The 14,563-nt window shown below is 68.9% G+C and carries 11 protein-coding genes; 7 read left to right on the top strand and 4 right to left on the bottom strand.

All coding sequences use genetic code 11. The features are described 5' to 3' along the window. The first annotated feature begins 82 nt into the window (after positions 1-82). On the top strand, positions 83-826 hold the full coding sequence (locus CCO03_RS05890) for a Crp/Fnr family transcriptional regulator (protein WP_236904044.1): 744 nt from the start codon (positions 83-85) through the stop codon (positions 824-826). 147 nt (positions 827-973) lie between these two features. Here CCO03_RS05890 and CCO03_RS05885 read toward each other — a convergent pair whose 3' ends face one another. From CCO03_RS05885 to CCO03_RS05875, 3 genes are all read right to left on the bottom strand, one after another. After that, entirely contained in the window at positions 974-1,207 is a 234-nt protein-coding gene (locus CCO03_RS05885; protein ID WP_205690363.1) for a hypothetical protein, read from the bottom strand. Between the two features lie 206 nt (positions 1,208-1,413). Next, complete coding sequence (locus CCO03_RS05880) at positions 1,414-4,905, bottom strand: pyruvate carboxylase (protein ID WP_087278504.1); 3,492 nt, start codon at positions 4,903-4,905, stop codon at positions 1,414-1,416. A gap of 213 nt (positions 4,906-5,118) precedes the next feature. After that, entirely contained in the window at positions 5,119-6,366 is a 1,248-nt protein-coding gene (locus CCO03_RS05875; RefSeq protein WP_236904043.1) for a YbfB/YjiJ family MFS transporter, read from the bottom strand. 293 nt (positions 6,367-6,659) lie between these two features. On the opposite strand from CCO03_RS05875, the gene CCO03_RS05870 reads away from it, so the two are divergent. The 5 genes from CCO03_RS05870 (at position 6,660) to CCO03_RS05845 (ending at position 12,935) form a co-directional block, all read left to right on the top strand. Next, entirely contained in the window at positions 6,660-7,802 is a 1,143-nt protein-coding gene (locus CCO03_RS05870) for a ProQ/FINO family protein (protein ID WP_087278500.1), read from the top strand. A gap of 735 nt (positions 7,803-8,537) precedes the next feature. Continuing rightward, positions 8,538-9,323 (top strand): TetR/AcrR family transcriptional regulator, encoded by a 786-nt coding sequence (locus CCO03_RS05860; protein WP_087278493.1) that lies wholly within the window; start codon positions 8,538-8,540, stop codon positions 9,321-9,323. A gap of 80 nt (positions 9,324-9,403) precedes the next feature. Further along, positions 9,404-10,192 carry an alpha/beta fold hydrolase gene (locus tag CCO03_RS05855; RefSeq protein ID WP_087278490.1) on the top strand — a complete coding sequence of 263 codons (789 nt, stop codon included), beginning with the start codon at positions 9,404-9,406 and terminating at the stop codon, positions 10,190-10,192. A gap of 90 nt (positions 10,193-10,282) precedes the next feature. Then, positions 10,283-11,380, top strand: coding sequence for a Zn-dependent alcohol dehydrogenase (locus CCO03_RS05850; protein ID WP_087278487.1), 1,098 nt, complete (start codon positions 10,283-10,285; stop codon positions 11,378-11,380). Between the two features lie 34 nt (positions 11,381-11,414). Beyond that, positions 11,415-12,935, top strand: a complete 1,521-nt coding sequence (locus tag CCO03_RS05845) for a flavin-containing monooxygenase (protein WP_087278485.1) — start codon at positions 11,415-11,417, stop codon at positions 12,933-12,935. A 147-nt stretch (positions 12,936-13,082) separates the two neighbouring features. Here the strand turns inward: CCO03_RS05845 and CCO03_RS05840 are convergent, their stop codons facing one another. Next, positions 13,083-13,745: a DedA family protein gene (locus CCO03_RS05840; RefSeq protein ID WP_087278482.1), complete on the bottom strand. Its 663-nt coding sequence runs from the start codon at positions 13,743-13,745 to the stop codon at positions 13,083-13,085. A gap of 188 nt (positions 13,746-13,933) precedes the next feature. Between CCO03_RS05840 and CCO03_RS05835 the strand changes: the two genes are divergently transcribed. Next, positions 13,934-14,554: a TIGR00645 family protein gene (locus CCO03_RS05835; RefSeq protein WP_087278478.1), complete on the top strand. Its 621-nt coding sequence runs from the start codon at positions 13,934-13,936 to the stop codon at positions 14,552-14,554. The last annotated feature ends 9 nt before the right edge of the window (positions 14,555-14,563 follow it).

Genomic DNA, 14,563 nt, shown 5'->3' with positions numbered 1-14,563 from the left:
GGGGACGAACCATAGGTTTTCGCGGCCCTGCAAATCTGTCAAACTTTTGACAAAGTTCACGTTTTAGGACTTGGGGTATGCCATGACTCAGGTGGTGAAAGCGGGCACCCATGCCCGTGTCCCGGCCCGCGATCAGGCGGCGCTGATCGCGCGCGCTCTCACGTGGTGTGAGCTGTTTTCGCAATGGCCCGACGCGCAGCGCCAGGTCCTGCAGCAGCAGGCCCGCGTGGTGCGGTACAGCCGCCGCACGCTGGTGCTGTCGCACGACGCGCACTGCCGCGAGTTGCTGTGCGTGGTGAACGGCTGCATCGAGGTCAGCTGCGTGAACGCGGATGGCAACAAGTACGTGAACGCGCTGGTGGGCCCCAGCTCCACCCTGCCCATGGTGCGCCTGCTGCGCGACCGGCCCCTCACCTACAGCTATTACGCGCTGCTCGACTCCACCATCGTGCACCTGCCGGCCGACACCGTGCGCGACCAGCTCGACGCCCACCCCATCCTCTGGCGCCATGTGGCCGAACTCGTCATGCACCGCCAGCGCAACAGCCTGGCGGCGCTGCGCAAGCAGCTGCTGTCCAGCAACCGGCAGCGGCTGGCCGGCATCCTGGCGGACCTGGCCCACATCCACGGCCGCAACGCCAAGGGCGACGACGAGGGGCATGTGAGCATCGAGATCAACCAGTCCGACCTGGCCGCCATGCTGGGCGCCACGCGCCAGACCGTGAACAAGGAACTGCACCGGCTCATGCAGCTGGGCATCGTCGACATCGCGTACGGCCGCATCGTGGTGCGGGACATGGACCAACTCAGGCAACAGGCGGGCTGAGCCGGGTGGCCAGGTTGGCAACGGGCCGCAAGCCGATGTCGGGGAGAAATTCAGGGGTATGACCGTGATGCCGATGTTCAGAAAACGGCAACCAACCCATACCCCAATCCCGAGAAGACAGCGCCGCCGTCGAGATCAGCGGGGACTTCAAAGACACCGAGTCGCAGCAGCGCGCCCGTCGATGCCGTGCAGCAGTGCGTCGGGCTGTCGTGCCCGCTCGGCCCAGCGCGCCGACGATGAACGCGCGCAGACGGTTTTCAGGGCAGCGGTCACGACTGGGCGTCTGTCGCCGACGTTGGAGGGCGTGGTGGACGCGGCCTGGAAAGCGGCCACCGTGACCTTGTGCCGGTGTGTCTGCGGCGCGCCGACGTCGGCCAGCATGGCCTCGATCTCGTCCAGTTCGGTCCGGTGAGTCAGCACATGGCAGCCAAGGGTATGCCTCAAATCCCGTTCACTCACAAACGACGGGTAGCGGTTACTGCCAACCGGATGCGTACCGACGACGGCGCGCGTTGCGCATATCGACCGAGCCGCGGCGCGGCGTTCGGCGTCGGGCGCGGGCCCGACGCCTCTCGGTCCCCAGCCGATCAATCGGCGTAGGTGATCAGCAGGTCCTTGGCGCTGACGCGGTCGCCGGGCTTGACCAGCACGCGGGCGATGAGGCCGTCGCGCTCGGCCTGCACATGGGTTTCCATCTTCATGGCCTCCAGCGACAGCAAGGTGGCGCCGGCCTTCACGCGCTGCCCTTCGGTCACCGCCACGTGCACGATGGAGCCCGGCATGGGCGCCCCGACCTGCTGCGGGTTGCCGGCCTGGGCCACCTCGCGTGCCTGGGCGCCCACCATGCCGGCCTTGGGCACCGTCACCATGCGCGACTGGCCGTTCAGCTCGAACTGCACCTTGGCCGTGCCCGAGGCCTCGTCCTCCTGCACCGACTGCAGCACCACGAGCAGGGTCTTGCCCGACTCGATGCTCAAGGCCACCTCGTCGCCCACCTGCATGCCATAGAAGAACGTCGGCGTGGGCACGACGGACACGTCGCTGTAGGTCTGGCCGAACTTCAGGAAGTCGCTGGTCACCTTGGGGTACATCAGCGCGCTGGCCAGTTGCTGGTCGGTGATGGGCTGGCCCACGTCGGCCTCGACCTTCGCGCGCTCGGCCCGCAGGTCGGCCGGTGGCAGCTGGTCACCGGGCCGGTACGGCGCCGGCGGCGCCTCGCCGTCGGCCAGGCGCAGCACCTTGCGCGTCATCTCGGCCGGAAAGCCGTCGGGCGGGAAGCCCAGCTCGCCCTTGAACAGCGACACCACGGATTCGGGGAAGGCCGTGTCCTGCGCCGGGTCGGCCACCTGCGCCGGCGTCAGGTCGTTGGCGACCATGACCAGCGCCATGTCGCCCACCACCTTGGAGGTGGGCGTGACCTTGACGATGTCGCCGAACAGGCGGTTCACGTCGGCATAGGCCTGCGAGACTTCGCTCCAGCGTGACTCCAGCCCCATGGCGCGTGCCTGCTCGCGCAGGTTGGTGTACTGCCCGCCCGGCATGGCGTGGCGGTAGACGTCGGCCGTGCCCGAGCGGATGTCGCTCTCGAACGGCGCATAGAAGCGGCGCACGCCTTCGAAGTAGGTGGAGGCCTGGTTCAGCGCCTGTTGCGACACGCCGGGATCGCGCGCCGTGTCGGCCAGCGCGGCGGCCATGGCCGACAGGTTGGGCTGGGCCGTCAAGCCGCTCATGGCGTCGAGCGCACCGTCGACGGCATCGCAGCCTGCTTCGGCCGCCGCGATGACCGAGGCGGCCGCGATGCCACTGGTGTCGTGGGTGTGGAAGTGGATGGGCAGGCCGGTTTCGTCCTTCAAGGCCTTGACCAGCGTGGCCACCGCCTGCGGACGGCACACGCCGGCCATGTCCTTGATGGCCAGGATGTGGACCCCGGCGCGCTGCAGCTGGCGCGCGATGTTCAGGTAATACGACAGGTTGTATTTGCTGGTCTTGTCGAACAGGTTGCCGCTGTAGCAGATGGTGCCTTCGCACAGCGCGCCGGTGTCGAGCACGGCGTCGATGGAGACGCGCATGTTGTCCACCCAGTTCAACGCATCGAAGACGCGGAACAGGTCCACGCCGGCCTGCGCCGACTGCTGCACGAAGAACTTGACCACGTTGTCGGGGTAGCTGGTGTAGCCCACGCCGTTGGCGCCGCGCAGCAGCATCTGGAACAGGATGTTGGGGATGCGCTCGCGCAGCTGTGCCAGGCGCTCCCAGGGGTCTTCCTTCAAGAAGCGCATGGCCACGTCGAAGGTGGCGCCGCCCCAGCATTCGAGCGAGAACAGCTGCGACAGCTCACGCGCGTAGAACGGGGCGATGGGCAGCATGTCGGCCGTGCGCATGCGCGTGGCCAGCAGCGACTGGTGGGCGTCGCGCAGCGTGGTGTCGGTCAGCAGCACGCGCTGCTGCTCGAGCATCCACTTGGAGAACCCGGGCGCACCCAGCGCACGCAGCAGGTCGCGCGTGCCTTCGGGCGGCGCATCGTGCCGGTTGACCTTGGGCAGCACGGGCTTGGGGAACGGCAGCTCTGGCCATTTGCGCCCGGCCATTTCGGGGTTGCCGTTGACGATGACGTCCCCCACGAAGGCCAGCAGCTTGCTCGCGCGGTCCTTGCGCTTGGTGAACTCGAGCAGCTCGGGCGTGTTGTCGATGAAGCGCGTGGTGACCGTGCCGTTCAGGAAGTCGTCGTGGCGGATGACGTTCTCGAGGAACTGCAGGTTGGAGGCCACGCCGCGGATGCGGAACTCGCGCAGCGCACGGTCCATGCGCGCCACGGCTTCGCGTGCCGTGGGCGCCCAGGCCGTGACCTTCACCAGCAGCGAGTCGTAGTACGGCGTGATCACGGCGCCACCATAGGCCGTGCCGGCATCGAGCCGGATGCCGAAGCCCGCTGCGCTGCGGTAGGCCGACAAGCGGCCGTAATCGGGCAAAAAGCCCTGCTCGGGGTCTTCGGTGGTGATGCGGCACTGCAACGCCGCGCCGTTGAGGCGCACGTCGCCCTGCACCGGCACGCCGGCCGCCAGCTCGCCAGCGCTGTCCTCGATCAGGCCGATGCGCCCGCCCTGGCTGATGCGCAGCTGCGCCTTGACGATGTCCACGCCGGTGATGAGTTCGGTCACCGTGTGCTCGACCTGGATGCGCGGGTTCACCTCGATGAAGTAGAACGCGCCCGTGTCGGCATCCATCAGGAACTCGACGGTGCCGGCGTGCGTGTAGTTCACGGCCTGCATCAGTTTCAGCGCGGCGTTGCACAGGTCCTGGCGCTGCGCCTCACTGAGGTAGGGCGCGGGCGCGCGCTCGACCACCTTCTGGTTGCGGCGCTGCACCGTGCAGTCGCGCTCGAACAGGTGCACCACCTGCCCGTGCAGGTCGCCCAGGATCTGCACCTCGACATGGCGGGCGCGCTGCACCAGTTTCTCGAAATAGACCTCGTCGTTGCCAAAGGCCGCCAGCGCTTCGCGGCGCGCGGCCGCCAGCGCGTCGGGCAGCTCGGCTTCGCTGGCGATGATGCGCATGCCGCGCCCGCCGCCGCCCCAGCTGGCCTTGAGCATCACGGGATAGCCCACCGCCGCCGCCTCGCGCTTGCACGCCTCCAGGTCCTGCGGCAGCGGGGCCGAGGCCGGCATCACCGGCACGCCGGCCGCCACGGCCGCGTTGCGCGCCGCCACCTTGTTGCCCAGCATGCGCATGACCTCGGGCGGGGGGCCTACCCAGGCCAGCCCGGCGTCCATCACGGCCTGGGCGAACTCGGGGTTTTCAGACAGGAAGCCGTAGCCGGGGTGCACCGCATCGACCTGGGCATCGCGCGCCACGCGCAGGATGTCGGCGATGTCCAGGTAGGCATCGAGCGGCTTCTTGCCCTCGCCCACCAGGTAGCTTTCGTCGGCCTTGAAACGGTGCAGGGCCAGGCGATCCTCCCGCGAGTAGATGGCCACCGTGCGCATGTTCAACTCGGACGCCGCGCGCATGACGCGGATGGCAATCTCGGAGCGGTTGGCGATCAGGACGGAGCGGATGGGGGCAGCGCGATCGAGGCTCATGGCGAAGTCGGGGTAAAAGGTTGAGGCAAAGCAGCCGCAGGCATCTTCGCCGCATGCCTGCTTGCGAGCAAGGGCCGTGCCGGCTTTTTCAACGGCCCCATCGGCCTTTCGCCCACGCCCTGCCCGGGCGGGCTTGCGGCACGCATGCTTTCGAGGTACTTGTGTCTGCCCGCGCGGTTCGCAGCCCTGCCATCGCCGCCACCCCGGACGGGGCTAAGCCAGCCGGGCGGGGCGACACCACCGCATGGCGACCACCATGGCGCAGCCCAGCCACAGGGCGGCGCAGCCGATGGCGAACAGGGGCCGGTACGCCCCCAGCTGGGTGTACAGCCAGGCCATCAAGGCGCCAGACGCGGCCTGCGTCAACGAGAACCCGGCCGTGGACAGGCCCCACATGCGCTTGTGCTGCGCCGGGCCAATGAGCTGCATCAGATAGCCCGACACCACCGCCGACATGCCGGGCGACAAGGCCCCCACCAGCAGGCCGGACACGGCATGCACGGCCGCGCTGGCCCCCCACAGCGGCAGGCCGATCGCCAGCGCCTTGAGGGCAAAGGCCGCCACGCCCACGCGCCACCACCCCCAGCGGCTGGCGGCCAGCCCCAGGGTCAAGGGCCCGACGATGGCGCCCAGGCCAAAGAACGCCCACTGGGCCGACGCATAGCCCGTGCCCAGGTTGAGTTCGCGCGCCAGGTAATCGGCCCAGAACACCGTGTGCGGCACGAAGCCGAAGCCATCGGTCATGTAGGCCAGCAGCAGCAACACCACGGCCAACGTCCAGGTCGAGGCCATCGCAGCTGCCTGAAGATGGGGGGTAATGACCGATACCGTTTGTCCTGCAGACGCAGATTCCCCCTTACTGCCTTCACCCCCTGCAACCACCACGGGCGCGACCGCCTCGTCCAGCCGCTGCAGCGCGCGCCAGCCCACCCAGGTGGCCAGGCCACAGACGGCGGCCAGGGCCAGCCAGGCCGCCGACAGGCTGAGGCTGGCCAGCGCCGGCACCAGGCTGGCCGAAATCAGGGCACCAAAGCCGATGCCGCAGAACATCATGGGCCCCAGCGTGGCGCGCCGGGCCACGGGCGTGGCCGCCATCGCCAGTGAGGGGCCCAGCACCATGAGCACGCCCCCCGCCACACCCGCTGCGCAGCGCCAGAAGAAGAACACCGACATGGGCTGGGCCACGCATTCGGCCAGGAAGCTGACCGTCACCACCAGCCAGGCCGCCAGCAACACGCGCTTGGCGGGCCAGCGATCGGCCAGCGGCGCGGCCGCCAGCGCGCCGACGAGGTAGCCCAGCAGGTTGGCCGCGCCGATGTAAGCCGCCTGCTCGCCCGTGAACCAGCCGGCGTGCACCACCTGGGGCAGCAAAGCGGTGTAGGCGAATCGGCTCAGGCCGACGCCGCTGAGGGTGGCCATGAAGCCCGCCAGCAAAGCCGGCCAATCTGTGGTGCGAATCACGGTGGTGCGTCAGGGTTGGGCAGGCCGCGCACCGGATCGGGGCGCGGTCCCACAGCGCGCACTGTATCCCGCAGACGCGCATGCGAAACACCGGCAAACGTTGCAAAGCCGTCACCGCAGCGGCGCAGCGTGCACACCTGGGGCCTGCTCCTGCACGGGCAGCGGCACAAGGCTGGCATGATGTCGGCCTCGCGCGCGGTCAGCGGCCCCCTGGGCAACCTGACCGCCGCGCGCCATTTCCGACCCGCATTGCTCCCCCCGCAGATGCCGATGCCCAGGCATCGGCCCAGCTCATGAACGACACACCAGCCCCGCAGCCCGTGGATGCCCACGCCCCCGCCAACGCACCCACACCTGCCGTGACCAGCCCTGCCCCTGCCAACGCACGGCCACGCCCCGCGTCGCGCGGCGCGACCCTGGGCGATGCAGCCGGCGCCGACGCGCTGCGCGCCCTGAGCCGCGAACTGCGCCAGGCACGCGGCGACGCCCCGTCGGATGACGCCGACGCGGCGGCTGCCAGCGAATTCGCCCAGCCCGGCACCCCCGGCCGCAAGCCGCAGCATGCCCGCCGCAACGCAGGTGGCCAGCGCCCCCGCGGCTCGCAGGGCCCACGCGGCAACCGCGCGCCACGAGGCGAGGCCCCCCGTGGTGACGGCCAGCGTGGCTCCGGCCCTCGCAACGAACGCCGTGCACCGGCCGTCGCCGAAGCCAAGCCCGCCCGCCCCCTGCACCCGGTGCTGGTGCAGCTGCGCGAGCTCTACCCGCAGCTGTTCGGCGAACAGCCGCTGCCCCTCAAGCGCGGCATCTACCAGGACCTGGTGGCTGCCCACCCCGAGGGCCTGGACCACGCCGGCCTCAAGGTCGCGCTGGGCCTGCACACACGCTCGTACCGCTACCTGAACGCCGTCTCGCAGGGCATGCCCCGCCACAGCCTGCAGGGTGAGGTGGTCGAGGCCATGGCCCCCGAACACGTGCACCACGCCCTGCTCGAGGTCTTCCGCCGTCGCAAGCCCCGCGACGGCGAAGACCAGGGTCAGAAGCTGCGCCGCCGCATCGTCATCGCCTTCGAAGCCAGCGGCCTCACGCGCGAGTCCTACGACCTGCTGGTGCGCGGCCGCAACGCCGAGGCGAACGCGGCGCTCGACGACGCGTTTGCCGAAGTGGCCGAACTCGACGCCAAGGCCGAAGCCCTGCGCCGCACATTCGAAGCCAGCGGCCAGTCGCCCGAAGCCTTTGGCGAGATGTACGGCATGCGCCCCCAGGCCGTGCAACGGGCGCTGACGCGCTGCGCCCAGATCGCCCAGCGCCGGGAACGCACGCCCGCCGAGCCGGTGGCCGTGGCCGCCGAGGCCGGGTCTGCCGACACTGCGCCCGCCGACACCGCAGCTGAAGCCCCCGCCGCACCGCCCGACACCCCGGATCAGGCTCAGGCCTGACGCGGCGCACGCCGCCAATGCCGGCCCTGGGTCGGCGTCCTCGCGGCGCCATTCGGCCCGGCCGCGTCCCGGCAGGGTGGCCTCGCCACTCGGGCATGCGGCAGCCCCGAACGCCGTGCCAGACCCAGGCCATCCAGGCGACAAGCGTCACGGGATGCCAAAACCGAGCCCCCACAGGGTGCTGACCAGGTGCGCCACGCCCGTGTCGCGAAACACCTGCAACACCTGTCGCGCGGGATGAACCTGGGCACCGTGCTGTGAACCGCGCCTCGGTCGGGTGCAACGCCAGCGGACGCACGGTCCAGCGCCCGTGCCAGGTCATGCCCCAACGCGGCGTCACCCAGGCGGCCCTGGCCTGGCCCTGCGGACCCCTGTTCAGCGCCACGCGCACGGTGACCTCGGCTGGCTTGCGCACGCGCCGGCCACCGGCCTCGACGTGATCGGGGGTCGCGCCCGCCCCGCCGAACACCCCTCGCCCAAACTCGCGTCCTGCAGCCGACGCCCCCGGCACACCGCGTTGCGAGGCCGTGCAGGGCGCCGCCATGGGCCGCCCACCCCCAACCTGCAGGCTGCCCCCTGGATGGACGAGCCCACAAGACTCGGCACCATGCATTTCAACAACCGCCCGGCAATGTGGGGGGCGCAGGCGCCCGCTGTCCTGCACGCGACTCGGACGCAGGCGCGCCGCTTCTATAACCAAAACCATAAATTCGGTTCTGGTTATCAGGAGACGCCATGTTGGTCACCCCCGAGGTCGTCAGCAAGGTGCGCAGACAAGCCCAGCAGGCACGCAGCCAGGCCACGGAGTCGGCCTTGCTGGATGCGGGCTTGGCGCATTTCGAAGAACACGGTTTTGAGGGCCTGTCCATGCAGGCCGTGGCCGAGCGGGCCGGCACCTCGATTGGGGCGCTCTACTTCCGCTTCGGCGATCGCGAGAGCTTTGTGCAGGCGGTGCTCGCGCGCGGGTTCGACCGCATCCGCGAAGACACCGATCGCCTGCTGGCCAAGGCCACGGCCGAGCACGCCTCGCCCCATGCGGTGATCCGCGCCTTCGTCGACCTGGCCGTGCGCGTGCAGCAAAACGGCCACGGCGTATTCCGGGCCGTGCTGCGGCGGGCCCTGGTCGACCCCAGCGCCTGGGAGCCCGTGGGCCGCCTGGGCAACGACGCCACGCGACGCCTGGTGGCGGCACTGGCGCGCCACCCCGAGGTCACCGCCATCCCCGATTGGGAGCAGCGCGTGATGTTCGGCATCTACGCCGCGCGCGGCGCACACTTCAACGGCATGTACAACGCCCAGGCCCCCATGCCACGGGAGCATGAGGCCCTGGTCGACATGCTGTATGGCCTGGTGACGCGATACCTGGGCCTGCCTGAACCCACACCAGCCGCGGAAGCCGCTCAGTCCGCCACGCCATCCACCGGCGCCGCTGCACCCGCTTCGCCCCATTCCCCCGCTGCCACGTCACCCGCTGCGCCACCGGCGCGACGGCGTGCGGCCCCGCGCGCAAGCTCGGGCTGAGCGCAGTCCCTGTGGTCTTCCCCGCTGTCTTTCCCCGCTGTCCTTCCTCAACGCCTTTTCGCCACTTTTCAAGGAACGCCATGCCTCGTGTGACCGTCAACGTCCCCTCCGTCCAGACCAGCGTCCTCGACGACGGCCAGGGCCGGCCCACCCTGCTCATCCACGGCACCTCGTCCAGCGCCGAAATGGGCTGGGCGGCGCTGCTGCCCCGCCTGTCGGCCAAACGCCGTTGCCTGGCTTTCGACATGCTGGGCTCGGGCGAGACGGAGGACCACGGCCAGGCGATTTCGCTGGACGTGCTGGTGGCCCAGGCCGTGGCCACGGCGGGCCTGGCCCCGGACGGCGAGATCGACATCGTGGGCTACTCGCTGGGCGCCGTGGTGGCCGCAGGGGCCGCCGCCGCCATGCCGGACCGCGTGCGCCGGCTGGTGCTGCTGGGCGGCTGGGCGCAGACCGACGCGCGCATGCGGCTGCAGTTCGACCTGTGGGCCGGGCTGTCGCGCACCGACAAGCGCCAGCTGGCGCGGCTGCTGCTGGTCAACGGGCTCTCCGAGCAGTTCTTCCAGCTCAGCCCGCCCGAGGTGATTGCCGTGTCGCTGGACCGCTTCACCGGCCTGCTGGCCGAGGGCGGCGCCCGCCAGGCCGAGCTGGACGCCACCGTGAACATCCGCGCCCTGCTGCCCAAGATCCAGGCCCAGACCCTGGTGATCGCCATGCAGCAGGACCGCCTGGTGCCGCCCGAGCATTGCCGCGAGCTGGCCGACGGCATCGCCGGTGCGCGCTTCGAAAGCCTGGACTGCGGCCACCTGGTGATGCTGGAGCAGCCCGAAGCCCTGCTCGACCTCATCGAGCGGCACCTGGACGCCTGAATCACTGTTGACAGTATTCATCCATTTCCGTTCAATCATGAACTGCAACTGACCCATACCCCATAACAACCAATCCCTGGAGACCCGTGCATGAAAGCCGCTGTTCTGGAGCAATTCGACGCCCCACTCGCCATCCGCGACGTGGATGTGGCCCAACCCGGCGCGAACGAGGTGCTGGTGCGCACCGCGGCCGTGGGCCTGTGCCACAGCGACCTGCACATGATGCAGGGCCTGCGTGACGTGCCCCTGCCCATGGTGCTGGGCCACGAGGTGGCCGGCGTGGTCGAGGCCGTGGGTTCGCAGGTGACCGGCCTGAAGCCGGGCGACCACGTGGTGGGCTGCCTCTCGGTGTTCTGCGGCCATTGCCCGGTCTGCGTGTCGGGCCGCCAGGTGCTGTGCGCCAACCCCGAGGTGAAGATGGCGCCCGGCGTGGCCAAGCGCCTGTCCATGGGCGGCAAGCCCGTGGCGCAGAACTACAACCTCTCGGGCTTCGCCGAAAAAATCCTGGTGCACCCCAATGCGCTGGTGAAGGTGCGGCCCGAGATTCCGCTGGACCGTGCGGCCCTGCTGGGCTGTGCCGTCATCACGGGCACGGGCGCCGTCTTCCGCAGCGCCCGCGTCGAGCCGGGCGCCACGGTGGCCGTGGTGGGCTGCGGCGGCGTGGGCCTGGCGGCGATCAACGGCGCGGCCATTGCCGGCGCAGCGCGCATCATCGCCATCGACCTGCTGGCCGACAAGCTGACCCTGGCCCAGACTTTTGGCGCCACCGATGTGATCGACGCCTCCCAGGTCGATCCGGTGTCAGCGGTCAAGGCCCTCACCGGCGGCGGGGTGGAGTACGCCTTCGAGTGCATTGGCAACAAGACGGCCACCGAGCAATGCTGGGCCATGCTGACGCCGGGTGGCACGGCCACGGTGATCGGCCTGTTCCGCCCGCAGGTCAAGGTCGAGCTGCCGGGCACCGAGTTCATCACCGAAAAGCGCCTGCAGGGCTCGTTGATGGGCTCGAACCGCCTGACGCAGGACATCCCGCGCCTGGTCGAGCTGTACCTGCAGGGCAAGCTCAAACTGGACGAGCTGATTTCGCAGCGCATCCCGCTCGAAGCCATCAACGAAGGTTTCGACGCCATGAAGGCCGGCACCGTGGCGCGCAGCGTCGTCGTGTTCCCCGGCGTGGGCGGCCTGTAAGCACCCCAACGACACACACCAACAGGAGACAGACATGAACGCAGCGACACAGGCCCAGGACCTGGCCCAGCCCGCCACCAACGCCGGCCATTTCGACGTGCTCATCGTGGGCGCGGGCATTTCGGGCGTGGGCTCGGCCTACCACATGAAAACCCAGTGCCCGACCAAGAGCTACGTGGTGCTGGAGTGCAAGGAGAGCTTTGGCGGCACCTGGCACACCCACCGTTACCCCGGCGTGCGCTCGGACAGCGACCTCTACACCTTCGGCTACCGCTTCAAGCCCTGGATGGGCAAGCCCATCGCCACAGCCGAGGAAATCCTCAGCTACATGGGCGAAGTGATCGAGGAGAACGACCTGGGCCAGCACATCCGCTACCGGCACCAGATCACGGGCGCCGCCTGGTCCACCGCCGACAACCAGTGGACCGTGAGCGCCACGCGGCTGGACACGGGTGAGCGGCTGCGCTTCACCACCAACTTCCTGTGGATGTGCCAGGGCTACTACAACCACGACCAGGGTTACCTGCCGGAATGGCCCGGCATGCAGGACTACCAGGGCCAGCTGATCCATGCCCAGACCTGGCCCGAGGACCTGAAGGTCGAGGGCAAGCGCGTGGTGGTCATCGGCTCGGGAGCCACGGCGGCCACCGTGGTGCCCGGGCTGGCGCGCCTGGGCGCGCAGGTCACCATGCTGCAGCGCTCGCCCACCTTCTTCGTCTCGGGCCGCAACTCGAACGACCTGGCCAACGAACTGCGCCGGCTCGAGATCGACCCGATGTGGATCCACACCATCATCCGCAAGAAGGTGCTCATGGACGGCGCCATCTTCGACCGCCGCTCGCGCGAGGAGCCCGACCGCGTCCGCAACGAGTTGCTGGCCGGCGTGCGCGCCCAGCTCGGCGATGACTTCCCGATCGAGCCGCACTTCACGCCCCGCTACCGCCCCTGGCAGCAGCGCGTGGCCTTCATCCCCGACGGCGACATGTTCGAGGAAATCCGCAAGGGCAACGCCACCGTGGTCACCGATGAAATCGACCACTTCACGGCCGACGGCATCGCGCTCAAGTCGGGCGAGACGCTGCAGGCCGACATCGTGGTCGCGGCCACGGGCTTCCGCCTCAGCGTGTTGGGCGAGATCCCGTTCAGCATCGACGGCCAGCCCCTGGACTTTGCCCAGTCGGTGACCTACCGCGGCATGATGTTCACCGGCGTTCCCAACATGGCCTGGGTGTTCGGCTACTTCCGCGCCAGCTGGACCCTGCGCACCGACATGGTGGCCGACTTCGTCTGCCGCCTGCTCAACCACATGGATGAAGTTGGCGCCCAACGCGTGGTGCCGCGCCTGCGCCCGCAAGAGCAGGACATGCCGCTGGGCAACTGGATCGAGGGCGACAACTTCAACCCCGGCTACCTGATGCGCGACCTGCACCTGCTGCCCAAGAGCGGCAACACGCGCGAGTGGCAGCACACGCAGGACTACTGGGGCGAAAAGGACGAGTTCCCGGCCATCGACCTGCGCGACGAGGTGTTCGACTACAACTTCCGCAAGCCCTGAGCTGCACGCGCCCGCCTGGGGCGCATCGGTCCGCCGTTGGGGCCGCCACCGCTCGGATCGGGCCACCGAGGTCGCCCTCCAACATGCGCAGTATCCACCCTTAACCGTTGAATGAACAACGGCAAAGGATTGATACTCCCTAGACCATCAAGGCGCCTGTGCCGCCCGAGCCTTCTCCTGGCGGCCGGCGCGCCAGGCGCCGAAGATGGCCAGCAGGCCCGGAATCAGGATCAGGCCCCAGATGATTTTTTCGAGGTTGGCCTGCACCCAGGGCAGGTTGCCGAAGAAGTAGCCCGCCGTGCAGATGCCCACCACCCACAGCACGGCCCCCAGCACGTTGTAGGCCGTGAACCGCGCACGGCTCATGTGCGCCACGCCGGCCACAAAGGGCGCAAAGGTGCGGATGAACGGCATGAAGCGCGCCAGCACGATGGTGATGCCGCCATAGCGCTCGTAGAAGGCGTGGGCCTGGTTGAAGGCCCGCTTGTTGAACAGCCGCGAATCCTCCCACTGGAAGACCTTGGGCCCCAGGTAGCGGCCGATGGAGTAGTTGCACTGATCGCCCAGGATGGCCGCCACGAGCAGCAGCGGAATCGCGATGTGGTAGTCCATGAGGCCCACGCCGCACATGGCGCCCACCACGAACATGAGCGAGTCGCCCGGCAGAAAAGGCATGACGACGACGCCGGTTTCGACGAAGACGATGACGAACAGCAACACGTACACCCACATGCCGTAGGTGGTGACGAAGGCCTCCAGGTGCTTGTCCACGTGGAGGATGAAATCGATCAAGAAATGCAGCAGTTCCAAGCCAGCCGTCCTTTGGAAGGGCAAAACAAAGGCGCGTTCCCGGGACGAGTCACCGCCCAGCCGCGCCGGGCGTAAGTTTAGTGGCCCCGTTGCAGCCGCTGGCCGCCCCGCGCGCCGCTTGTCCGGTCCGTCATGGGGAGATGAGCCAGCCTCACTAGAATCGGCGCCTCTCCTCTTCGCGCCATGTCATGTCAGACCCCGCCCACCCCTCCCGCGCCGCTGTTCGTCCCCGCCACGGCCCCATCCGCCAACTTCATGCCCTGATCTTCGCCAGCCGCTGGCTGCAGCTGCCGCTGTACCTGGGCCTGATCATTGCGCAGGGCGTGTACGTCTACCACTTCCTGGTCGAGCTGCTGCACCTGGTAGAGGCCGTGTTCGGCAACCAGCAGGCCCTGCAGGCGCTGATCACCAGCATCGGCTACAAGACCGATGCCCCCATCACCACGCTGAACGAGACCGTGATCATGCTGGTGGTGCTGGCGCTGATCGACGTGGTGATGATCTCCAACCTGCTCATCATGGTCATCGTCGGCGGCTACGAAACCTTCGTCAGCCGGCTGGACTTGGACGGCCACCCCGACCAGCCCGAATGGCTGAGCCACGTGAACGCGTCGGTGCTGAAGGTCAAGCTGGCCATGTCCATCATCGGCATCAGCTCCATCCACCTGCTCAAGACCTTCATCAACGCCGACAACTACACCGACAAGGTGCTGATCGCGCAGACGGCCATCCACATCGCCTTCCTGCTGTCGGCCATGGCCATCGCCTACACCGACCGCATCATGGCCAGCAACCATGCCGACCACTGAGTCGACGCC

Source organism: Comamonas serinivorans, from assembly GCF_002158865.1.
Lineage (GTDB): Bacteria > Pseudomonadota > Gammaproteobacteria > Burkholderiales > Burkholderiaceae_C > Comamonas_E > Comamonas_E serinivorans.
Note: the sequence above shows the minus strand (reverse complement) of the source record. Positions and strands in the feature narration are given on the sequence as shown.